This window comes from Streptomyces antarcticus, assembly GCF_026627255.1.
GTDB lineage: Bacteria > Actinomycetota > Actinomycetes > Streptomycetales > Streptomycetaceae > Streptomyces > Streptomyces antarcticus.
In genome coordinates this window covers 13,611-34,733 of sequence record NZ_JAPNLM010000047.1, presented here as the reverse complement: position 1 = coordinate 34,733, position 21,123 = coordinate 13,611, and the positions used below count along the sequence as shown (strand labels likewise).

The 21,123-nt window shown below is 70.5% G+C and carries 24 protein-coding genes and 1 pseudogene; all 25 read right to left on the bottom strand.

Annotation, left to right across the window (positions count from 1 at the left end; all coding sequences use genetic code 11):
- Positions 1-83: 83 nt before the first annotated feature.
- The 25 genes and pseudogenes from OTB16_RS37210 to OTB16_RS37090 all read right to left on the bottom strand — a co-directional run bounded on the left by OTB16_RS37210 (position 84) and on the right by OTB16_RS37090 (position 21,032).
- Complete coding sequence (locus OTB16_RS37210) at positions 84-1,277, bottom strand: DNA cytosine methyltransferase (protein ID WP_267727070.1); 1,194 nt, start codon at positions 1,275-1,277, stop codon at positions 84-86.
- Positions 1,277-2,122: an adenine nucleotide alpha hydrolase family protein gene (locus tag OTB16_RS37205; RefSeq protein WP_267727074.1), complete on the bottom strand. Its 846-nt coding sequence runs from the start codon at positions 2,120-2,122 to the stop codon at positions 1,277-1,279. Before OTB16_RS37205 ends, OTB16_RS37210 begins: the two co-directional genes overlap by 1 nt.
- A 138-nt stretch (positions 2,123-2,260) precedes the next feature.
- Positions 2,261-2,989, bottom strand: coding sequence for a hypothetical protein (locus OTB16_RS37200; protein WP_267727068.1), 729 nt, complete (start codon positions 2,987-2,989; stop codon positions 2,261-2,263).
- Positions 2,990-3,236: 247 nt separating this feature from the next.
- Positions 3,237-4,169 (bottom strand): hypothetical protein, encoded by a 933-nt coding sequence (locus OTB16_RS37195; RefSeq protein WP_267727067.1) that lies wholly within the window; start codon positions 4,167-4,169, stop codon positions 3,237-3,239.
- Between the two features lie 62 nt (positions 4,170-4,231).
- Positions 4,232-5,068 (bottom strand): hypothetical protein, encoded by an 837-nt coding sequence (locus OTB16_RS37190; RefSeq protein ID WP_267727066.1) that lies wholly within the window; start codon positions 5,066-5,068, stop codon positions 4,232-4,234.
- 73 nt (positions 5,069-5,141) lie between these two features.
- Positions 5,142-5,711, bottom strand: coding sequence for a hypothetical protein (locus OTB16_RS37185; protein ID WP_267727064.1), 570 nt, complete (start codon positions 5,709-5,711; stop codon positions 5,142-5,144).
- Positions 5,708-6,292 carry a hypothetical protein gene (locus OTB16_RS37180; protein ID WP_267727063.1) on the bottom strand — a complete coding sequence of 195 codons (585 nt, stop codon included), beginning with the start codon at positions 6,290-6,292 and terminating at the stop codon, positions 5,708-5,710. Before OTB16_RS37180 ends, OTB16_RS37185 begins: the two co-directional genes overlap by 4 nt.
- A gap of 93 nt (positions 6,293-6,385) precedes the next feature.
- Complete coding sequence (locus tag OTB16_RS37175; RefSeq protein WP_267727062.1) at positions 6,386-7,063, bottom strand: hypothetical protein; 678 nt, start codon at positions 7,061-7,063, stop codon at positions 6,386-6,388.
- An 81-nt stretch (positions 7,064-7,144) separates the two neighbouring features.
- Positions 7,145-8,041 carry a MarR family winged helix-turn-helix transcriptional regulator gene (locus tag OTB16_RS37170; protein ID WP_267727060.1) on the bottom strand — a complete coding sequence of 299 codons (897 nt, stop codon included), beginning with the start codon at positions 8,039-8,041 and terminating at the stop codon, positions 7,145-7,147.
- A 119-nt stretch (positions 8,042-8,160) separates the two neighbouring features.
- The gene (locus OTB16_RS37165) at positions 8,161-9,954 is read right to left on the bottom strand and encodes a type IV secretory system conjugative DNA transfer family protein (RefSeq protein ID WP_267727059.1); all 1,794 of its coding nucleotides are present in this window, start codon (positions 9,952-9,954) and stop codon (positions 8,161-8,163) included.
- A gap of 49 nt (positions 9,955-10,003) precedes the next feature.
- Positions 10,004-10,585, bottom strand: a complete 582-nt coding sequence (locus OTB16_RS37160; RefSeq protein ID WP_267727058.1) for a hypothetical protein — start codon at positions 10,583-10,585, stop codon at positions 10,004-10,006.
- 39 nt (positions 10,586-10,624) lie between these two features.
- Entirely contained in the window at positions 10,625-11,284 is a 660-nt protein-coding gene (locus OTB16_RS37155; RefSeq protein ID WP_267727056.1) for an SPDY domain-containing protein, read from the bottom strand.
- Positions 11,285-11,494: 210 nt separating this feature from the next.
- Positions 11,495-12,151 (bottom strand): SPDY domain-containing protein, encoded by a 657-nt coding sequence (locus tag OTB16_RS37150; protein WP_267727055.1) that lies wholly within the window; start codon positions 12,149-12,151, stop codon positions 11,495-11,497.
- 161 nt (positions 12,152-12,312) lie between these two features.
- Complete coding sequence (locus OTB16_RS37145; RefSeq protein WP_267727053.1) at positions 12,313-12,660, bottom strand: hypothetical protein; 348 nt, start codon at positions 12,658-12,660, stop codon at positions 12,313-12,315.
- Positions 12,661-12,696: 36 nt separating this feature from the next.
- The gene (locus OTB16_RS37140) at positions 12,697-13,503 is read right to left on the bottom strand and encodes an SPDY domain-containing protein (protein ID WP_267727052.1); all 807 of its coding nucleotides are present in this window, start codon (positions 13,501-13,503) and stop codon (positions 12,697-12,699) included.
- On the bottom strand, positions 13,500-13,874 hold the full coding sequence (locus OTB16_RS37135) for a hypothetical protein (protein ID WP_267727050.1): 375 nt from the start codon (positions 13,872-13,874) through the stop codon (positions 13,500-13,502). Before OTB16_RS37135 ends, OTB16_RS37140 begins: the two co-directional genes overlap by 4 nt.
- Positions 13,875-14,135: 261 nt before the next feature.
- Positions 14,136-14,537 carry a hypothetical protein gene (locus OTB16_RS37130; protein ID WP_267727049.1) on the bottom strand — a complete coding sequence of 134 codons (402 nt, stop codon included), beginning with the start codon at positions 14,535-14,537 and terminating at the stop codon, positions 14,136-14,138.
- 27 nt (positions 14,538-14,564) lie between these two features.
- A complete protein-coding gene (locus tag OTB16_RS37125; RefSeq protein ID WP_267727048.1) occupies positions 14,565-15,314 on the bottom strand; it encodes a hypothetical protein in 750 nt (249 codons plus the stop codon).
- Positions 15,311-16,057, bottom strand: a complete 747-nt coding sequence (locus OTB16_RS37120) for a hypothetical protein (RefSeq protein ID WP_267727047.1) — start codon at positions 16,055-16,057, stop codon at positions 15,311-15,313. Before OTB16_RS37120 ends, OTB16_RS37125 begins: the two co-directional genes overlap by 4 nt.
- A gap of 26 nt (positions 16,058-16,083) precedes the next feature.
- Positions 16,084-16,794 (bottom strand): hypothetical protein, encoded by a 711-nt coding sequence (locus tag OTB16_RS37115; RefSeq protein WP_267727045.1) that lies wholly within the window; start codon positions 16,792-16,794, stop codon positions 16,084-16,086.
- A 32-nt stretch (positions 16,795-16,826) separates the two neighbouring features.
- Positions 16,827-17,576, bottom strand: coding sequence for a hypothetical protein (locus tag OTB16_RS37110; protein WP_267727043.1), 750 nt, complete (start codon positions 17,574-17,576; stop codon positions 16,827-16,829).
- Positions 17,577-17,584: 8 nt separating this feature from the next.
- Positions 17,585-18,004: a hypothetical protein gene (locus OTB16_RS37105; protein WP_267727041.1), complete on the bottom strand. Its 420-nt coding sequence runs from the start codon at positions 18,002-18,004 to the stop codon at positions 17,585-17,587.
- Between the two features lie 118 nt (positions 18,005-18,122).
- Positions 18,123-18,620 carry a hypothetical protein gene (locus OTB16_RS39775; RefSeq protein ID WP_267727072.1) on the bottom strand — a complete coding sequence of 166 codons (498 nt, stop codon included), beginning with the start codon at positions 18,618-18,620 and terminating at the stop codon, positions 18,123-18,125.
- Between the two features lie 387 nt (positions 18,621-19,007).
- A pseudogene (locus OTB16_RS39770) lies at positions 19,008-19,781 on the bottom strand (MFS transporter); the annotation flags it as partial.
- 174 nt (positions 19,782-19,955) lie between these two features.
- Entirely contained in the window at positions 19,956-21,032 is a 1,077-nt protein-coding gene (locus OTB16_RS37090; RefSeq protein ID WP_267727040.1) for a hypothetical protein, read from the bottom strand.
- Positions 21,033-21,123 lie beyond the last annotated feature (91 nt).

Here is a 21,123-nt window from a genome sequence, read left to right as displayed (position 1 = left end):
GGGTACGGCTTGCGTTCACTCACCCCGCCACCCCAACAGACCACCAGCTGCGGACCAGCGGATTCCGCCCGCACCCCACACCATCAGGCGACGACACAACCACTCAAAGAGTCACGAACCGCCCTCTGAGAGAAGGCCTGCCCCTTGTTGCCGGCCCATGGGTAGTCGGCGGGGAAGGTCTGCAGGACGCCCGCTTCGGTGGCGGTGATCCGGATCGACTCCGGCGCCGGACTCTCCTCGTCGGCCTCGAGGGAGTGGGGTTCCGCGACCCACAGGCATTCGTTCGCGCGGTGCCCGAAGAACAGCGTCCCAGCTGGCTCGTTCGCTCCCCGGACGGTGGCGTTGGCCTGGTTGCTGCTGCGCAGCGACCAGGACCAGCGGTGCTTCCCACAGGTGCAGACGGGGCTACCGGTGTCCGGCGGGCGCAGGCGGCCGGGACGTGTCCTGCGGCTGGTGCGCTGCCCGGGTGCGGGCGGCTTCCAGGTACCGCGGTCGCGGGCGTCCGTCAGGGTCTTGCGGGCCCCGGAGGGGAATGGTTCGGGCCCGCCGCCCGGACCGCCGCCGGCGCAGACGGTCGGGGTGGGCCGGTCGGTGGCGCCCCAGCCGAGGGCCTCGGCCATGGACACCCACCGCTCGCGGCCCGGCCCGAACAGGCTCTCCGGTTCGGCGGTTTGGGCATGGGTCGGTGGCGGCGGTTCGGCGGTGCGGGTGCGGGAAGCGAGCAGGATCGCTCGCCGCCGGGTCTGAGGCACGCCGTAGTCGGCGGCGTTGAGGATCCCGGTCCAGACGGAGAAGCCCCAGCCCCGCAGGATGACGGCGTACTGCCGCCACAGCGGCAGGACGTCCGGGACCTCCTCCATCGCGATCCACTCCGGCTCGCCGACCTGGTGCAGGGCGTGGAGGTAGCGCATCGGCTCCGCGGCCAGCAGGCTCCGGGGGTCCTTGCAGGAGGCCAGCAGCTTCGCCCGGGTGTCCCGTCCGAAGGCGAGGTCGGCGACGGCCTGGTGGACGAGCGGCTGGTCGACCAGGCCGAGCCGCTTGCCGGCCATCGACCAGGCCTGGCAGGGCGGGCTCGCTATGAACCCGCGGGTGCGGCCGACCAGTGGCCACACTGGGTACATGGCCACATCGGTACGGATCGTCAACTGGCCAGCACGCGCGCGGGTTTTGCACGCCCACTCGTCCCATTCCAGACCGACGTCGCGCACGCCGAGGACGTGCAGGGCGTGGCTCCAGCCCCCAGGGCCGGCGAAGAGGTCCACCACGAGTCTGTCCATCACGAGGCAAGCCCGAAGTCGCCCTGCTCCGGTGCCTCGCCCCGGCAGGCCCAGGGTGAGCACCCGTTGACCACGCCGTTCTCCAGCTCGTCGGATTCGGCGGCATCGCGTTCCGAGCGGGTGACATGGTCGATCGGGGCCATGTCGAGCGGGATGCGGGAGCGGTGGAGAAAGGCTTCGCCCAGCAGAGGATTGCCCGACGCGTTGGCCCTTGCGTTTCCCTTCCGGATGGCTGCGTCGAAGGCGACGACGTCATCCCATTCCGTCGGGGAAGTATCCCTCAGGCTTCGCCACTGCGCATTTCCGTGGAACGGGCACCCAAGGCAGCTCGACTTAGGTGTATCCGCCAGGCCGGCGCTGGAAAGGTAGCGTATGCAGTCGGCGCGCGACCAGTCGAGATCATTGATCAGTGGGTGCCGATTGCGCATGTAGTTCACGTCGGAGTCCTTGGCGCGATGGAACTCATCCGTGGATATGCCGACCCACTGCTCGACGTAAAGACCCTTGGGGACCCGCTGCGGATGCGGGAATCCCAGCAGGTCGCGCACCTGTCGTTTAATCGGCTTAATTATATATTCGCCCGTACACTGGCGCCTGGTCATTCCCGGCCGGCCATCTCGGTTGAGAATATAGAGCGGCATGGACGCGAATCTGTGTTCCGGATTCAGGGCGTCGTCCCTAATGTTCCCTGAAGAAACTCGAAGGATGGGTATACCGGCCGGTTTGGCCACCTCTTGTTCGAGCCGGTCGAGGTGATCATAAACAGCCTGGGGTTCCCAGCCTGTGTCGGCGAAGACCGCGAAGTCGATTCGCGGGAGTATTCCTTCGGCGGAAAGTGCGAGCAGGCAGGACGACTGCACTCCGGCGCCCAAAGAAAGGATGCGGTAGCGGGGGTTTTCCAAGAGGGGGGATCCAGAGGTGGTGAGGCGCAGGGGAAAATTACGGCGCGGGGGAGGGGTGGGCGGCGAGGAAGGCTGGGTGGGTTAGCGGACGCGCGGGAGACCAGGAAGCGGCGCGCTGGGCGGTGGCAGGGCGGGCGCTGGACCGAAGCGGTCAAGGGTGCGGCGGCCGGCAGCAGTGGTGTGGAGGCGCTGTCCGACGAACAGGCTCCGTCGCGTGTCGCGCTGGACCAGGCCCATATCCACGAGCTGATCCACGGCCTGGGCCGTGATCTCTCCCGGGAACGCGCCGGCCTCGCCGGTGGCGTGGCGCTGCTCCTCCGGGATGGAGACCGACACGGACCGGGTCACAAGGCCTTCCGGACCCCTTGCCTGTGTTGTGGGGTGCTCGCGTGGCAGCTGTGAGAGCGTGACCGTTGCCTTGTGGATGAGGCGTAGTGCCTCCCGCTGGGCCGGGGTGAGGGGTGTGGCGGGAAGGCCCGTCTGGCCTTCTTCCGTGCTGGTCGGCAGCTCCTGGCCGGTGGGGGCGGCGGGCTCGGGGGCCGTGGTAGCGAGCCGGGTGAAGTCGGCCGCGGAGTGGCAGATGACCACTGCGCGCTGGAGCAGCGTGGTGGCGTCCGCCAGGTCCTGGTGCAGGAGGGCCGTCTTCCAGGCGGGCAAGGGCTCCCGGCCCAGGCGACGGCCTTCCGCCGCCAAGGTTGTTGCGCTGGCGATCCGGACGGTGGCCTCGCTGGCGGTTTTGGCGAGCCGACCGAGGTCGGACGCGGCTTCCTTTCCGTCTGCGCTGCTGCGGGCGAAGGGCTCCTCGGCCACGTCCAGGAGGAGGTGCAGTGCTGCTGTCGCGAGGCTCTGGGCAGTGCCGTACTGGGTGGCGAGAGCTTGCGGGGAAGGGCTGGGGGCGGTCAGGGAGCCGATCCGGATGGCTATGTGCAGGACGGTGAAGTCTTCGCTCAGAACCTGCAGTCTCTTGATCGTCTGCGTGGATGGCGATTCGGGGTCGGTGGGGATGGAGTCTCCTGGTGGTGGGTGCGGCGGTTGGTGCTGTGACCGGCTGGGCTGTTCAGCGGGCCCTTGTCGGTGCCGCTCCGGTGCGGGCGGGCACAGCTCCTGGGGCGGAGAGGGCTGGTGTGCGGGGGCTGCGTCCGAGGAAGACCGTCATGGCCGTTGCCCCGCTGAGGGGGAGGCGGACTCGGTCGTGCGGGGGACCCCCGCTGAAGGCCGGTGGCGCGGACCCGGGCTCGACCGCGACGAGTCCGGCGTGTTCCAGAGCGCGCAGGGTGTCGATGTGCACGGAGCTGCCGCGGCTGTGAACGAACTCGCGCCCCTCCCGTCGGCCGATCACGACGTGTCCCCGGGCGGTGGCGTGAAGCGCAGCCCGCTCGGCGGGGGTCAGCGCATCGTTCCCGATGGTCGTCGCGGGCCGACGGCGGTGGATCTCGGAAGCAACAGCGCTCGCTGACTCCAGGGCCATGACCGGAGCCAGCGCTGTCAGTTCCCGTGCGAGCTGTATCTGGTGTGTGACTTCTCCGCTCCTGGATGGCGGGTCCGAGGGCGAAGCCGGGGCGCTGAGTTGTGCCTTGGCCTGGGCAAGGTGCCGTACCGCTTGTCCGGTGAGGACAGCCAGGTGCTTGATCCGGACCGTGGCCTCGGTCAACGCCACACCCGCGCACATCGGCTGGCCGGCGATGGCCTGTACGGCCTCCAGGCACGCGCTCACCAGGACTTGCGCTGAGGTGTGCCCCCAAGTGGCACCGTAGGCCGGCTGGAGCCGGGCGAGCTGATCGTTGTGCTGGGTGAACTGGTCGGCGAGTGCGAGCAGACGCACCACGGGTGAAGGCGGGGCGGGGACGGACGGCGGTCGGGCGGCCTGCGCGGACGGCGGGGGAGGAGCGGCTGCGGACGGCACCGGAGGGCCGGGTGCGGTCTTCGAGGGGCGGTCGGGAGCGGAGGGCGGGGGTGGGTCGGGCAGGGAGAAGAGGGCGTCATCGGTCATGAACGGGGGGCCTTCGTAGGGGCATCGCCAGGCGGGACTGTTCGCCACCGGGGCGGGTTTGGTCAGCGGGCTCGGAAGGGTCCGGACGCGGTGGGTGCGTGCGGGACGGCTAGAGCAGTGGGCGCCGCGGTGGCCGGGGGAAGCGTGAGGACGCCGATGGTGGCGGTCACTCCGTCGGAGGTGAGGCGGATGCGGTCCTGGGGCGGGCCGCTGTCGAAGGCCGGTGGTGCGGTGGCGGGGTCGCGTGTGATGAGGTGCTTGGCCTCCAGAGAGCGCAGGGTGCTGATTCGGACGACGACGTTGCGGCTGTGGACGTACTCACGTGCCTGGCTCTGGGTGACCACGACCTGGCCGAGGGCGGTTGCGTGGAGTGCGGCGAGTTCGGCGGTGGCAAGGCCGGCGGTCGCCGTTTGGACGGTGGGGTGGCGGCGTTGGGTCTCGCGGGCGATACCGGTGGCGGAGGCGATGGCGGCTTCCGGTGCGAGAGCGGTCAGCTCCCGCGCCAGCTGTACCTGCAGATTCACGGAGTCGGGCAGGCTGGTGAGGTCGGGGTCTGCGAGGGCGGCACCGGTGACTGCTTCCTGTGCTTCGTTCAGGTGGCGGCCTGCTTCACCGCTGAGGTAGGCGAGCTGTTTGATGCGGACGGTGGCGTCGACCAGTGCGGGGTTCAGGTAGGGCTGCTGGTCGTGGACGGTTTGGACGGCCGCCAGGGCTGCACGTGTCAGGCGTGCTGCCGAGGCGGCGTGCGCGTCCAAGGCGGGTGCGGAGGCGGCGGTGGGTCGGAAGAGGCTGAGCGCGTCGTTGTGCCGGGTGTACTTGGCGGCCAGGTGCAGGAGTTGCTCGGCGGGGGTGCGTGAGGCGGGTACGTCGAACAGGAGGTTATCGGTGGGTGAGCTCATGGGCAGGGAGGGCCTTCGGGCTGGGGCAGGGCGCGTGGATGGCGGCGTCCGACGTGCTGGTCCCGGTCACCGTTCAGCGCCCGGGGCGGGCGGTGGCCACGGCGGCGGGGATGGCAGGAGCCGGGGTGGGAGGGGATTTCGTGCTGGCCTGGGTGAAGGCGGGCGCCAGGCGGTGCAGGCCGGCGGCCAGTTCGGTGGTGAGGGCCTGACTGGTGACGAGCTGGGCGGCCAGGGCCTCGGGCATCTGTTTCCAGCGGGCGGCGTGCCGGGCGCGCTCGATGAGCAGGGCGGCGACTTCCATCTGGGCGGCGACTTGGGAGAGAACGGCTGCTTGGTCGTCGTCGTACCCGGTTGCCTGGAGCAGTTCGTTCAACGCGGCCGGGAGCGACGGTTGTTCGAGAGGGAGCCCGTACAGCTCGGCGTGTACTGCGTTGGCGACGCCGAGTGCGGATCCGCCGGAGGATCGGAACTGGTAGCGGGACTCGGCACCGCGCACGAGTCCAAAGCTGACGGTCACGAGGTGGGGCGGGGGCGGGGGGTTCGTGGAGATCCGGCTCGCGAGTGCCCTCGCGATGTCGACGGGCGAGGGAGTGTCGGTCAGGTTGACCGGCTGGTCGCCGTCGGCGTCCGGCGCTGCCGTCATCGCCTGATCCCGGCCGACGCCGACAGGTTCACGGCGGCCGGGACCCGGCTGGCCGTCACGGCGTTGTCGGCGGCACGCGCCTGGGTCCGGTCCGGGACGGGGAACGCGTTGGCGAGGTGATCGGCGACGACCCGGCATCCTTCGGCGCAGATGGCCAGGCTGGCGGTGGCATCGTCGAAGTGGGCCGCGATGGCGTCGCGGGCATCCATGTGCCGAAGCCCGCGGCCGATGACGTCGGCGTTCTCGACCGGATCCCAGGGTGTGCCCTCATAGGCGTTGGCTGCGACAGCAGTGGTCAGGCTGTCGCTGACGTGGCCGCTGTGCTGGACCGTCTGGGCCAGGCAGTCCAGCGCGGCGAGAGCGCCGGTCATCTGGGTCACCTGGCTGCCGTCGATCGCGGTGAGCCGGGTGAGCGCTTCGACGGTGAGTTCGTGGGAGGTACGCAGGTGCCGGGTGAGCTGGTGCAGTCCCTCGGTCCCGGTCAGCGGTGCGGTGTTGGCCAGTTCGCTGCGGAAGTGATCGAACTGATCGGCGAGAGACCGAAGGCGGTCGGTGTGGATGGGAACGGAGATGTTCCGCATAGAGCGGGGCTCCTTCGGGCGAGAGGGTCAGCGGGTGGGAGCGGTGGCGGGCTTGGCCGGTGCCGAAAGGGCGGGCCCGGTTGTCTGCGGGGGCTACCGCTGGCGGACAGGGGCGGAGAGCTGGTGCGAGGGCGGAGAGGCCGCGGGTGTTGCACCGATGGCGTGAGGTGACCCTGAGGCGCCTGCCGACGGACCGGTGTCCTTGAGCTGTGCCGCGTGTTCCTTCGGCGGGTTGGTCACGCCGGGGCTGAGCGCTGCACGGGCGATGAGTTGCTGGTCCTCGCGACGTGCGCCGAACGAGGCCAGGCGATGGGACAGCCGCTGTGCCAGCCGGTTGTACGTCTTCGCCGCTCGATCCAGCTCCTCGGTGGCCTCGGCCAGCCTGCTGCGGCTCGCCGCCGGGGTCTCATCGGCGCCTTCGTACAGCAGGACTTCGGTGCGGCGGTGGACGGCGAAGGTGCACAGGGTGGCCGCGAGGGATATCTGGGTGGTGGCTTCCACGAGTTCGGCGAGGTTCTCGTGGCCGCCCTTCATGGCGGCGTACTGGCTGCTCGACAGGGCGAGGGCTTGCTGGGTGCACTGCATCGCGAGTTCTTGTACACGGATGGCGGTCGGCCCGATTTCGCGAAGTGGTTTGGATATCTCTCCCGCCCTGACGTTCTCCACCTCCTCGCGCAGGGCCTTCAGGGCAGGGGCCACTTGGCTGAGGAGGCGGGTCTGTTCTGCAAGGTCGATGATCTGCAAGGCGAACTCCCATGAGCGATCGGGCACGGGGCTGGGTTCCCGGGCGCGGGCATGAAGGTGTGGATGCCCTTGCCGACGGGCGGTCCGAGGCGTTGTCTCGAAATCCGGCTAGCGGGTGCGGGCCGTCGGCGGTCGGACAGGGCGTACGGGAGCCGAAGCCGGCGTGGGCAGCGGGGCCGGGCCGAGGGCGTCGAGGGCCTGTTTTCCGGTGGGAGTGAGTTCCAGCCGCTGTCCCATGACGAGGCTGGTGGCCCTACTGCGCTTCACCAGGCCTTTCGCCTCCAGGGCTTCCACCGTGCGCATGGTGAACCGGTTGGGTCCGGGTTGCCCGGAGAGGCCCATCTTGTGCTTGCTCAGGTACACGACGATCTCGTGCTCGGCGATGGTCTGGAGCGCGCGGTGCTGGGCCTCGTTCAGCTTGGGCGAGACCTGCTGTGTGGGTGGCTGCGGACCGCGTTCGGCGTTCGGGTCTGCCGACGGAGGGGCGGGGTGCTCGGACGTGTCACCGATCGCGGCCGCCTTGGTGGGCGGGTTGGGCGCCGCCGGCGGCTGGGGGGCGGTTGCTTCCGGCTTCACGTGGTCACGGGCGTCGGTCAGAGCCCGGCGGATGAGGGGAAGGTGCTCCTCGACGGCCTCGTGGAAGTCGATCCGGTCCATGGCGTCATCGACGGTGCCGTACGGGGTGGGCTCGCAGGCGATGGTCAGGGGGGCGAGGATCTTCGTGTAGCTGGACAGCGCCTCGGCCAGAGAGACCGAGGCCATGGAAAGGATGTGGGTCGGCCTCCAGAGGCTGGGCTCGGGGTGACGACGTGTGTGGTCGCTGTGGGCGTGAGCCTCGCCGGCTACCCGTGCGAGGAGTGCACTGACCTGGCTGATGTGCCGGGTGACGATGGTGACGGAGACGTGGTCGATGCTGATCGGGTGGCTGCGAAGATCCCCGATGATCTCGTCGATGGCGTCGGACAGGCCGGGATATTCCAGGGGCGGCGGGTTCGAATCAGGCACAGGGGTCCTTCTGTTGGTGGGGGCAGGCTGCCGTTGGCCGGGGCGAGATCCTTTCCGGTGCTTCCGGGGAGGTCAGCGGATCCGGCCCGGTGCGGGTGTCGACGGGCGGGCGGGTTCGTTCACGCGGCCTTCCCGAAGTCGGTCTTCTTCGGGGCGGCTTTGGCGACCGCGCGGTCGGTGATGCCCTTCGACGCGGCGGCGGAGGCAGCGGAGAGGGTGCCGGCGCCGGGTTCCAGGTACCAGGGGCGGAGGTCGAGCATGGCGGCCCGCATGCCGGTGGCGAAGCAGAGGGCGGTGCCCTTGGGGAGCGCGCGGATCGCGTCGGCGGGCAGGATCCTCTCCTGCCGCATGCTGATGCTGGTGGACTTCCCCGAGTCGGAGATGGAGGTGGACTTCGTCTCGACGTCGTGGTCGCCGATCAGCCGGGAGAGCTTGTCGGCGAAGTCGGGGTCGTCGATGCCGGAGCCGATCACCTTCACGGTGCTCGCGGACCACATGGCGTCCATGCCCGCGTCCCCCCACACCTTCTGGCCCTGGCGGTAGGACTGCAGGATGGTGATCGGGATGATCCCGCGGGACCCGAGGTGGGAGTACAGGTCGGGCAAGTCGCTGATCTTGCAGACGTTGGCGGCCTCGTCGAGGATCGCGAGCATGGGCGGGTCGAGGCGTCCGCCGGCCCGTTCCGCCTGGGTGGTCGCGGCCCGCATCACCGAGTCCGCGCACGCCGCGATCAGCGCGCTCGCACCGCCACCGCCGTCCTTCGACAGGAGGTACAGCGTGTCCAGACTCGTCACGAACTCGGCCGGCTTGAACTCGCGGACGCCTTCCTGCGGAGTGACCCAGGCGGCGATGTCCGCGTTCAGCAGGGCGGAGGCGTACTGGCGGGCGGTCTCGTAGATGCCATCCCGGGTCTCCGGCGGCCCTTCCACGGTTCCCTTGAGCTGGGCGGCGACAGCCGAGAATCCGTGATCGCGCAGGATGTCGAGGGGGCCGCGGTCGGCGGGGAAGGCCAGCCATCGCATGACGTCGGTGATTGGCCGCTCGTCGAGAGCGGCTGCCAGGAACAGCTGGCTCAGGATGTTGGATCCGGCCTTGGACCAGAAGTCGCCCTGCTGGGAGGCATCCACGCTCGCGGCGAGGAAGTGGCCGGCCAACCGTCCTGCGCCGTCGAGGGACTTGGCGGTGGCGAGTGGGTTCCACCACATTTCGCGGGCTGCGTGGGCGATCTGCTGTGGATCCATGCTCCAGGTCCGGCCGTCCTCCCCGCGCGCGTCGAGTGTCGCGGTGTAGGCGTCTCCGGCGGCCTTGTTCGAGGTGAGGAGTACGGGGCCGGGTGCGGCGAGGATCGCGGGGATGGCCAGGCAGGTCGTTTTGCCGGATCGGGGGGCCATGATCGCGACCGCGACGTCCTCGTATCCCATCCGGACTTCGTGACGGCTGCCTTGCAGGTTGCCGAGGAGGACACCGGTGTCCTTGGCCTCGATCGTCTTGGCGTCCTTCAGGCTCGGCCGAAGGGACCGGGCCTTGGCCGTGATGGCCTTGGCGAGCAGTGGCTCGATGTCCTTCTGCTTGGCCATCCCGGCGACGCGCTTCTTCTTGCCGATCGTGCCCTTGTGTCGAGACCACCACAGGTAGCCGCACACGGTGAGGGCGAGGAGGACCGCGGCGGGCAGGATCCGGGTACCGATCAGCAGGGACGTTTCCCCTGCCGCAGGCCAGAGGCGTTCGGGGTGGAGAAGCGCCTCGGCCGGCTGGTAGGGGACCCAGGAGCCGCTGCCGGTGATCCAGGCGGTCGCGTTGCCGCCCAGCCAGGCCAGGGTGGACAGGGGCAGGGCGACGGCGAAGGCGCCGAGGAGTGCTTTGAAGGCTATGTCGTAGCCGTCGGAGTTGGAGTTCGGGGAAGGGCTGGACAAGAGGGCGGTTCCAGGGGAAGGGAGTGGTGGACTCGGCGGTGGAGGGCGCCTACCGGCGGGGCCTTGCCGGGTTGGCGTCCCGGCCAGGTAGCGCGGTGACGGGGGCAGTGGCCGGCCGGGACTGACTGCGCCGCAGAGCGCTGTGGATATCGAGGACGGCCTGGCCGTGGAGGGACCATTCGTCCAGGTAGTGCCAGGCCTCGGCGTTCCGCTCGGCGAGCGGCCCGTCGTACTCCTCGACCCCGGGCCGTACGGACTCCGGCAGACTGGCGCGGAAGTCGAGCCACTCGCTCTGCAGGGCGCCGATCCGTTCTTGGGCGGTGCGGAGAGCACCGATCTGCCAGGCCCAGTGGTGGTGGATGCTCCGCTCCGGAAGCTTCTGCAGCTGGACCTCGGCTGTGGCGACCAGGTCCTTGGCTCCGGAGCGGATCCGGTTGAAGGACCGCCACGTGTCGGCGTCGCGCTGGGCCTGGCGAAACCCGTAGGCCCTCTCGTCGTGCGGCCAGCCGTCAGGGTGGCTGTGCTCGTCGGAGTAGGTGTCCCAGGCAGTGAGGATCTGCTCCGCCTCGCGGAGGTAGAGGGCGAGCTGGCGCAGGAGGAGTTGGTACCCGGCGTGGGGGTCGGGGTTCATCACGGGGGCCTTCGGGGAAGGGGGGTTCGTGGCCGGCGGCTACCGGGCGGGCCGGGCCGGTGAGGTGGTACTCGGGATCGGGGGCGCAGCCATCGCGGTGGTGGTGAGGTGAGGCTTGGGACGGTGGCGGCGGGCCTCGGCCAGACGCTGCTTGTGTGCGCCGACGACCTCGGCGCCGATCGCGAACTCCACGCCCTGCGTGAGGTGCGCACTGTCGTTGATCTTGAATCGGGCGCGCAGGACCGGCGCGGGGTTGGAGATGGCCTCGGCGACGGCTGCCAGCAGGTGGGCGGGGGTCGCCGAGTCGAGGTGGGCCCGCCAAAGGCGTTGCTCCGGGCCGTGCTCACCGTGGTGGTGGGCGGCCTCGATCTCCCAGCCCATGACGCCCAGGGAAGGCGATGCGTACAGCTCCACCTGGACGATGGCGTCGGGGGAGGTCAGCTTCTGCGAGCCGGTCTCGGACGTGGTGTGCTCCCAGCCGCGGCCGGTGAGGACGTCGGCCACCGTGGGGGCGGGTTCTTCGGGCTCGGGCCGGATGAGTGCGTCGGTGAGGCCGGCGACGATCTCGGCGGGGGTGTCGCCGTTGAACGTGGCGTACCAGAAGCCGGGACCGTAGTTGTTGTCGATGCGCCACCAGCGGTGAAAGGCGCTGGGCGTCGGGGTGAGGTCGAGACGGAAGGAGTGGTCGGGGCTGGTCATGCGGATCGCTGGGTGCAGCGGGTCGGAGTTCAGATTCCATCCGCGTGCCCGCAGCGCGTGGGTGACGTGGCGGGGGTCTCCGGCGTCGGCGAGGTAGCGCGGGGTGATGGCCGAGCCGAGGTTGTTCTCGTGGTCGTGGGCGAAGGCGGCGAGCTGCCGTTCGGTGATGGACAGGGGGACGGCTCCTTGAGGGACCGGTTGGTGCCCGTGTCAGCGGCGGGGCCCGGCGGCGGCAGGCGCCGCCGGGGTCGGGCTGGTGACGGGTTGGGTGGTGAGGGTGGTCCGCCGGCGTACGGCGGTGGCCCGGGCACGGGTCAGGCGCGCGGTGTGTTCTTTCGCGAGGTCGTCCGCCTGGCGGCCGCCCGGCTTCTGGGTGACGAGGCCGCTGTGCGGGACGTCGAACTCGGCCCGTGCGACGGGAGCGGGATCGACCAGCGCGGTGGCGAACGCGGCGACGAGATGCGGGGCGTTGCCGAGATCGGCCTCCCACACCGCTTCGAGCCCGCCCAGGCCGTCGGAGAGGAGTGCGGCCGCGTTCCAACCGGGGTTCCAGTTGCGTGCTGTGTTCCATCGGCGTAGTTGCATGATGCCGTCGGGGTGTTCGGCGAGCTCGTGTCCGCGCTCGTCCCGTTCGTAGGTCCAGCCCGCGGTGGTGAGGATGGACCACACGTCGGGGGTGGTCTCGGGTGGGGGAGTGAGGAGGGCGTCGGTGAATCCGGCGAGGATTTCCACGGGTGTGTTGCCGCCGAATTGGGAGTACCAGTTCTCGTCGTCGCTGGTGCTGCTGATCCGCCACCACTTGGAGTACGACTCGGGCTCCGGCTCCAGGGCCAGGGCGTAGCGTTGGTCGGGGCTGGCCAGGATCACGTGCGGGTAGTCGGGGGCGGAGTGGTTGGACCATCCGGCTGCTCGTAGGGCTTGGGTGATGTGGCGGGGGTCGCCGCGGCCGGCGAGGTGGCGGGGGCTGGTCTCGAACCAGATCCTGTTGTGCGGTTCGTCGGCGCGGGTGGAGATGAAGGGCCGCTGGTTCAGGGCGTCGCCTCAGGCGTGGTGGCGGTGGCGCGGGCCAGGCGGCGGACCTCCCAGTGCAGGCTGTGCCACTGCATGATCTCGGTGGCTGCTTCCCGAAGGGTGGTGACCACCGAGTTGACGTCGCTGCTGTACGGCTCGGCGTGGGTGGCGACGGCTCGGGCGGCGGCGCGCAGGACGTCGGACAGCAGCATGGGGATGCCGTCGTCCTCGTCGAGGAGGGGTGTCAGCAGCGGCAGGACGTCGGCGGTGGGCGGCTCGGTCCGCAGGTAGTCCACGAGCTGGGCCAGGGTGTCGGTGGCCTGCTCGATCTGTTCCGGGGTGGGGACGGTGACGGGTGCGGTCATGGGGCTCCTCGGTTGTAGTGGCGTGGGCTGGATGGGTCAGCGGCGGGTCTTGGTCGTGCCGGTTGCCGTGTAGGGGTTGGCGGGAGTGTGCTGGCGGGGGCGGTTGGCGGCCCAGGAGTTGCGGGCCCAGGTGGCGGCGCGGGCGGCGGTGATCCGGGCCTGCTGCCAGCCCCCGAGTTCGGAGGGGCGTACGGATACTGAGGTGGTGCGGATCCACTTACTTGCCGGGACGCTGCCGCGGGGGCGCATGACCGGGGTCGGGTCGGCGAGCGCGGCAGAGAATCCCTGGATGAGGTGCATTGGCGTCGTGGGGGTGAAGACGGCGTCCCAGGCGCGGCCGTGTTCGGTGCGGGCGCCGGCCCACCAGTGCGCCTGGCCGGGTTCGTTCTGGTGGTACTGCAGCCAGGCGTTTCGGTCCGGGGAGACGGCGGTGAAGTGCTGTCCGCGTTCGGTTTCCCACCCGTTCTCCTCCAGCGGTGCCCACACGTTCGGGGCGTGGGCTGAGCGCGGTTGGGTCAGGGTGTCGGTGAACCCGGCGACGATCTCGATCGGCACGGCGGTGGTGAACGTGGCGTGCCAGGCGGGCTGCTGCCCGACGGCCTGGCCGGAGATGGTCCAGCCGCCGGGCATCGCCGTGGGGTCGAAACCGACCCGTACGGAGCGGTCGGGGCTGTCGAAGACGATCGGGCCGCCTGTGCGGGAGATGTCCTTCCAGCCGGAGGCGCGCAGGTACTCGGCGACGAAGCGGAGGTCGCCGCCGCCGCCGAGGTGGCGGGGCTCGACCAGGTAGTGCTGCTGGGGCTGGTCGGCGGTCGGTCCCCAGCCTGTCCAGGTCTTCTTCACCGGTGCCTCCTGGCGACGAGCGCCGACGGGGCAGGCGGGAGCACGGTGGTCGGCGGGCTCTGGGTGAGCCGGTGGATGTCCTCTGCGTGGTCGTCGAGGTCGAGGGCGATGTCGTGCAGTTCGTTCGCGGCGCGGCCGAGGGCGAGCCACACTTCGGGCGGTAGAACTCCGGTGAGGGCCCGGCCCTGCGCGAAGCGTGATCCGGTGGCCACCAATGTGGTCAGCGATCCGAGGACGCCTTCTTCGGGGTCGAGGACCTGGCCCAGGATGCGGGCGGCTTGCTGGGGCGAGGCCACGATCAGGTGCTCGTTGAGCTCCGCGATCTGCTGTGCGATCTGGCGGGCCAGGGCTTCGGGGTCGTAGACGGTCATGCTCCTCCAGGGATGGTCGGGGCCAGCTGCTCTGCCTCGGGACGTGACCGTGTGGCCGGATGGGCCGGGACGAGCGGGGGTGTGCCGGCCGGGGTTCCGGCGGTCACGGCGCGCAGGTAGCGGCGCAGGAGGAAGACGGCCAGGCGCGGGCGCCGGGCGGGGGAGATCGGCGGTAGTCGGTTGGGGGTCTGCTGGATCGTGATGCTCCAGGTGGGTCGGGCCGGAGCCGTCCCCGGCCCGGGAGGGCCGGGGACGGTGTGGTTAGCGAGAACGAGGTGGGGAGCCGGGTGCCCCCTGCGGCGGTACTGCGGTAGCCAGTCCGGCCTGGGCTTTAGCCTGTCGCGTGCGGTGCTTGGCCATCTCCTGAGCCCAAGCGGTCACGTCGTACACGTCCGGGTCGATGTTGACCACGTAGTCGGCGAGGAGGAGTGGGAGCACCGCGCGGGTGGCGAGCTGTTTCTGGGCCTGTTCGCTCAGGCCTTCAGGGGTTTCGTGCCAGACGTAGGCGGGGCCGTCGGTCTTGCGTTCCAGGCCTGCGCTGTCGAGGAGCACCAAGAGCTCCTCGGGGGCGTTGCTGCGGCTGACGATGTGGATGGTGTCGGGGTTGAGGGCTCGGCGGTAGATCTCGATGTCGGTGCCGGATTCATCGGCCAGATTGCCCATGGGGAGCTCCTTGCGGTGGTGGGTGGATCAGCGGGCTACCGAGGAGGTGACGGGGGCCGGCGGGCGCACGGGCAGCACGGAGGGCTTCGGGAGTGGGTGGGCCGGACGCATGGTGATGCCGACGCCGAGCCGGGCCAGTCGCTGTGAGGCGACCTGGATGCGCGCGATCTGTTGGCGGTCCCCGTACGACGCAGGCAGGAGGTACTGCTGGTGGTAGGGGCTGTACTGGAATCCCACGGCGTAGAGAACGGCGGTGGCTTCGGGGACTCCGGTGACGGCGCCGACGCTGCCGTCGGGGTGCCAGGCCATGCTCACCATTCCGACGGCCAGGGCAGGGGCGGCACGGCGAGGAACCGGACGGACGGCTTGACGCCGGACCTGGAGAAGCGCCTCGTCGTAGAGGGGCAGCAGGCGGCGGGCGATCTGCGACGCCGCACGTGGCGGGTCGCAGGAGATCGCGATTCCGTTGGGCTCGGCAACCCCGTAGAAGGCATCGTGGTGGAGGTCCGGCTCCAGAGCGCAGATCAGGAACTGGCGCGGATGCCGGAGGCGGTCGAAGATCAGGAAGTGGGCGCCGTCGGCCCGGCGCAGGAAGACCTCACGGGCGAGCGGGAAGTTGGTTGCGACGTATCCCGCATGCCCCGCATCCCAGGGTGTGTCCAGGGTCAAGAACCGGTCCTGGTAAGCGGGGTTGAGGCTATCCGTGCTATTCCAGGTACCGGGCAGACGGGCGGCGAGCGCTTCGCCGAAGGCGGCGAGGCCGTCGGGTGTGCTCACCGTGCGCGGACCGTACGTGGTGCGGAGTGCGGGGCGGCGACCGCAGTGGTGCCCAGTGGTACCCGCTGGGGTGCGTGCCGCAGGGCGAGACCGGTGCCGAGCGCGGTCAGCTGGGCGCCGGCTGCTCGGACGGCTCGAGCCTGCTCGGCGGTGTCGTCGCCGGAGAGGGAGTACAAGGTGCTGTCGGGGCCGTGGACGAAGCCGTGCTCGGTGAGGATCTTCGCCACGTCCGGGTCCTCGGTGGTGGTGGTGAGGTCTCCGGTCTCGGTCCAGGTCAGCACCAGGGTGTCGGGCTGGGCGGAGGCGCGGGCGATGCGGGCGGCGTTGTCCTGGACCTGGGCGAGGGCGGACTCGTAGCGGGGCAGGAGCTGGGTGGCGATGGTGTCGGCGGCCTGCTCGGGGTCGCCGGTGATCGTGATTCCGTCCGGCTCCACGACCCCACGAAACGCCTCAGCGTGGGTGCTTGCGGGGGCCATGGCTGCGACGAGGAACTCGTCTTCATAGCGGGGGTGGTCCATGAGGAACAGGCGCCGGCCGTCGTCGCGGGTGAGGATGACGTCCTGCTTCAGGGGGTGCTGGGCGAGGGCGTCGGCGACGCGGTTCATGTCCCACACGTCGGCGGTGAGGAAGAACTGGTCGTCGTGGGCGGTGTGCTGGCGCAGTTCCCGGGTCCAGGTACCGGGCAGGAGCTGGGTGAGGATGGCGGCGAAAGAGTCGAGCTCTTCAGGATCGTGGTCGGGCATGGGTTCCTCGGGCGGGATCGGGGCGGTCAACGGCGGCGGCCGGCCGGGGCGGGCGGAGCGGCAGCCGGTGCGCTGGGCGTGGTGGGGATGCGGGCGGGCGCGGGACAGGGACAGGAAGCCGACTTCTCGCGCTCGTCACCGGCGACTTCCTGTGGGCACGGGGATCGGTGAGGGTGTACGGCCTGCCGGTCGGCGAGATCGTTTCGGACGTGCCGCAGATCGGAGACGAGGACGTGAAGGCGCTCGTCGGCCAGGTGGCGCAGCCGGACGGCCGTGTGCGGGTCTGCGGGATGCCCGAGGTCCTGGAGGAACTCGGCTGTGGCGGCCAGGATTTCGGCGAGGGCCGGGAGGATGCCGTCGTGGGTGGCGGTCAATTCCGTCAGGGCGTCGGCGACCTCTTCGGTGCTCTCGGCTTCCCGGATCCGGGTCGCAAGGTGTGAGACCTGGTCGCCGAGGGTGAGGTAATGGGGTTCGCGTCGCTCGGTGGCGAAGACGGGGTCGGTGTCGAGGTCGTAGCCGACGGCTTGCAGGTGGGCCACGGCCCGGGTGGCGAGGCGGATTTCCTCGTCCTGGTCGAGGCCGGTGGGCAGGCGGTGGTAGGTCTCGTGGCGGCGGACCACGGGGATGAACCTGGTGCGCTGGAGAACGCTGTGGGCTTCCGGATCGCCTCCACGGGCGAGGACTTCACCGGAGTGCGGATCGCGCCGGATGGTCAGGACACGGTGGGCAAGGGCCAAGAAGAGAATGCTTTCTGCAAGGGAGAGGCCAGTCAGCGGCCCCGGGGGGAACCGGGCGCCGGGAAGCCGGCGGGGAGATGTGGGGAAGGGCTTGCGACCGGGGCGCCGAGATGCTGACCTGCCTTCTCCATGAGGCGGCGCGCGGCGGCGAGGTGCCGGTCCGCCTCGTCGGACAGGTGCGCCACGATGCTGGGGTCGAGGCGCTCGGTGGTGGGCTGCGTGGCGGCGGCCAACATGTTGGCTTTGAAGGGGCTGACGTGGTGCTCTCGGGGGGAGAGAAGGCCGAGGTCTGCTTCGATACGCCGACATTCCGCGGCCAGGACGTGATGGATTTTCCTGGGCACGGCCGCGCGGACGCCGTCCTCGCGGATCAGATTGGCCAGCAGGTCGAGACGGTGGGACTGGTCTCGAACAGCGATCCAGCGGCCGGAATGCCGGTCGCCGGGCGGTGCGATACCTGCGACGCGCGCGAGCCGGTTGCCGACCTCGGACCATTCGGCGGGAGTGAGCTCCCGGTCCTTGGGGTGCAGGCGAACGCTGACATGGAGGATGACGCGACGGTCGCCCCGGTAGGTGGCGGCGAACGGATGCTGCCTGTGCGGGTCGTCGAGGTGCTGGGCCCACTCGGCCGAGGTCCAGATCCGGTCCTCGTCGGTGAAGAAGTCGAGGTCGGACCAGTGGGCGACGATCGTGCCCTCGGTGGTCAGACCCTCCTGGTCGCTGACGGGCCGGCCCAGCGCCTCGGCAAGCCCGTCCACGCAGGACGTGCTCAGCCCGTGCACCGCGGGGATCATCGGCTGCCGGCCCGGCCGTCGGTGACGTGGACGAGCTGGTTCAGCTCGGTGATCGAGTACCAGCCCACATCGACGGACTCGCCCCCGGGGAACTTCGGCACCAGGTAGTCCTGCAGGGCCCGCTGGTAGATCAGGCAGTCGGGGCAGTGCTGGGAGAGGTGGACGAGGTAGCGAGGGTGTCCGGTGATGAAACTGAGGGCGCCTCCCTCCGGGTTCCGCAGGCGCCACCCGTCCTCGTTCGTCGGGGTGTGCCAGGACGGGGTGACCACCGTCATCGCGTCTCCCCACAGGGCGCCGTCGTCCACACCCTTGATGACCACGATCCGGTCGCCGGGGGCGAAGTGTTCGTGGGTGATGTCCCGCTCGGGGGTGATCGCATCGGCGGGTATGAACGCGGCGCGGCTGGCGTCGGGCACGGCAGAAGTCCTTCCACGAAAGTGCCGCAGGTAGCGGCTGGTGAAGTACTTCAATGGTCTGGAGAATCCCCGGTTTGGCTGACCGGGGATCGTCGGCTATATATGGGCCCCGCCCCGGCTACCGGAACGGGTTCTCCGTCCCACGGTCATCGGCCGTGGCCGCGTCCAGCAGCTCGGGAAGGTCCGTGCCCTCGGCATCACGCTGGTCGATCCACCAGCCGGCCCGGGTCACCGCACGGATCCTCTCCTCCAGAGCGGACCAGTCCGCCTCGTCCCAGGATCCCTCGGCGACGAGGGCGGTGTAAGCGCTGGTCACCAGCTGGTAGCGGGAACGCTCACCCCAGGCCAGCGCCCGCTCCGGGCCCTCCAGCGGCGGCATGTCGAACTGCTGCGTCCAGGCGCGCGCGGCCTGCTGCTCCTCGGCGCGCTTCGCGGCGAGCCATTCCTCCTTGGCGACGGTGTCGGAGTCACGGGCGGTCTTCCAGCAGTCGGAGCAGTCCCGCCCGCCGAGCCAGCGGGCGAACCCTGCCCGCTTGTCGGCGGGACGGTCCGACAGGTTGTGCGTGATCTCGTGTCCACAGCTGTGGACGATCTTCCATTCGGTTCGTACGGCCATGCGTGAATCTCCTTCGGATGCAGGTGAGTTGGGGTGTTGGGCCTGGCGGGGGCGCCGGTGGCGGCCGAGCCGACGGCCGGGGCCGAGCTTTCGGCGGGCGAGGGTGAGGATGGCCAGCGAGGTGGCGGCTCCGGCGGCGGGGAGCCCGGCGAGTACGTGCGGGCGCTCGGCGAGGGCTCCGGCGAGCGCGGTCCCTGCGGCCTGGCCGGTGCCGACCGACAGGATCAGCCAGGCGTACGCCTCGGTGGTGCGGGAGGCGGGGGCGAGGGAGTCAACGGTGTGGAAGCCGTTGGTGATGATCAGGGTGAGGAAGAGTCCCGGGACGACCGCGAGGGCGATGGCGGTCCGGGGTTCGGGCTGGGCCAGGAGCGGAACCCAGCCGAGGAGGAACAGTGCGCTGGTGGTGATGAGTTGGGTGGCGGTCGTGCCGGGCCACGCCCGGCGGGCGTAGACCAGGCCTCCGAGGAAGCTGCCAGTGGAGAACGCGGCGGGGAGCACCCCGGAGAGCATGGCCAGCCCGTGGGTGCTGGCCATGTCCGCGGCCCACACGGTCATCGCGCCGAGCGCGAAGCCCGTTCCCGCCAACGCGGTGCACAGCAGGACCAGACCGGCTCCCATCAAGCGCCCGCTTCCCGCAGACCCGTCTGCGATGGCAGGACGCCAGGTCCGTGACGGTGCGGCGGTCAGGACGACCGCCGTGCCCACGAGCCCGAGTGCGGCGGTCGCGGTCAGGGCGGTGTCGGGCCCGTGCGCTGTGGCCAGCCAGGAGGCGAGCAGGGGGCCTGCGATGTAGAGGAGTCCTTGCGAGCCGGTGTCGAGAGCCTGGACGACTCGGCGCCGACCGAGATCGGGCACGACGGTCGGCCACAACGCCCGCAGGCCGGCCTCCAGCGGCGCCGTGACCAGGCCCGCGAACCCCACCACCGCGGTCACCGCGGCCGGATGCCCGCCGGCTCCGATCAAGGGGAGCGCGGCCAGGCAGCCGGAGTTCAGCAGCACCGCCGGGGCCGACACGCGGGTCTGTCCGTAGCGGTCCATCAGCCTGCCCTTGACCGGCTGGGACAGCCCGGACGCCAGCCCGTACAGCGCGGCGAGCAGTCCGGCGAAGGCCAGCGACCCTCCACCTCCGGTGATCCACAGGACGAGTCCGACGGGGACCATGCCGTTGGGCAGGCGTCCGGTCAGGGTGCCGCCGAGCAGGCGCAGGACATGCCGGCTGCCCAGGACGGCGCCGTACGTGGCGGGCGGTGGGGTGGTGGTCGGGTGATCGGCCAGGGTCAACAGGGCAGGGCTTTCCGTCAGAAGGCGTGCGGGGAGTGGGAGCCGGGCCGGTCGCTATCGGCGGTGCGCGGAGGTGGTGCTGACCGGAGGCGCTGCCGCCACGGGCGTGGTGGCGAGGGCTGGTGGGCGGGGCGTGGGCAGATGCCGGGGGGAGGGGGTGCGGTGCGGTGGCAGGACGGCCACGGCTTCCTCCAGCTGCTCTCCGACGTGCGTGAGGTCCTGGAGCAGGTGACCGGTCTGGGCCGAGAGCATCCGCAGGCGGACGGCGATCTCGTGCCCGGCCCGGGTGTCCAGCGCGGCCGCCCAGGTGGCGCAGGTGTCGAGGAACTCCGTGAGCTGGGCGATGTGACCGGCGGGAGCGTGGGGTGGCCGATCGGTGACGTAGGAGATCGCCTCGGCGACGTCGCCGCTGTGCTGCGCGTCGATGACGTCGCGAGTCAGTTGGGCGAGGGGAAGTCTGGTGGGCGCGGTGGGTACCGGCGCTTGTCCGTCGGGGAAGAGCACCCCGGGCGGGACCGCTGGCGGGAGGTCCCGGATGGCTTCGTCGTCGGTGTCGTAGCAGCCCAAAACCTGCATGTGCGGGCTGTCGATGTCCCCGGCGAGGATCAGGACGACCTCTTCGTCCTCGTCCGGGTACGGGATCAGGGCGACGGTGAGCTGGCGGCCTGTGGCGTCGTACCGCGACTCCTGGGGCTGGAGCAGATCACGGCTGCGGGCCGCGCGGGCCCGGGTGGTCCACCACTTCTGCTCCTCCCCCGTGAGCCGCGGCCCCGGGGGCGGTGGATTGGCCGGCTGGAGGGCCAGGTCACGCAGGAGTTGGTCGTGCTCGCCCCAGGTCTGCAGGTAGGGCCACAGCTGTGCGTCGCGAGTGGTGGTGTCCCGGCCGTCGGGGTGCTCGTCCAGGATCTGTTCGGCGACCTCTGCTGCGTGGGCGAGGTCGGAGATCAGCAGATGCCAGCGGCCGTGGTGGCGGGCGGGAGGTATGGCCTCGACACCGGCGCGCGCGTGGGCGATCAGCGTGGTGAGGTGGGGCCGGAGGCCGACGAAGAGGCCGGCGAGTTCCCGGTTGCGGTCGGCCTCGGCGGCCTGGACCGCCTGGCCGTCGCCTATGTCGCCGTGGCGGTTGCGCAAGAGGTCCAGGGCCGTCTCGCAGCGGAGCGTGATGACCGAGAACTGGATGGCCCAGCCGGTCAGGGCGTTGATCGCCTCGTGCGGAGGCGGC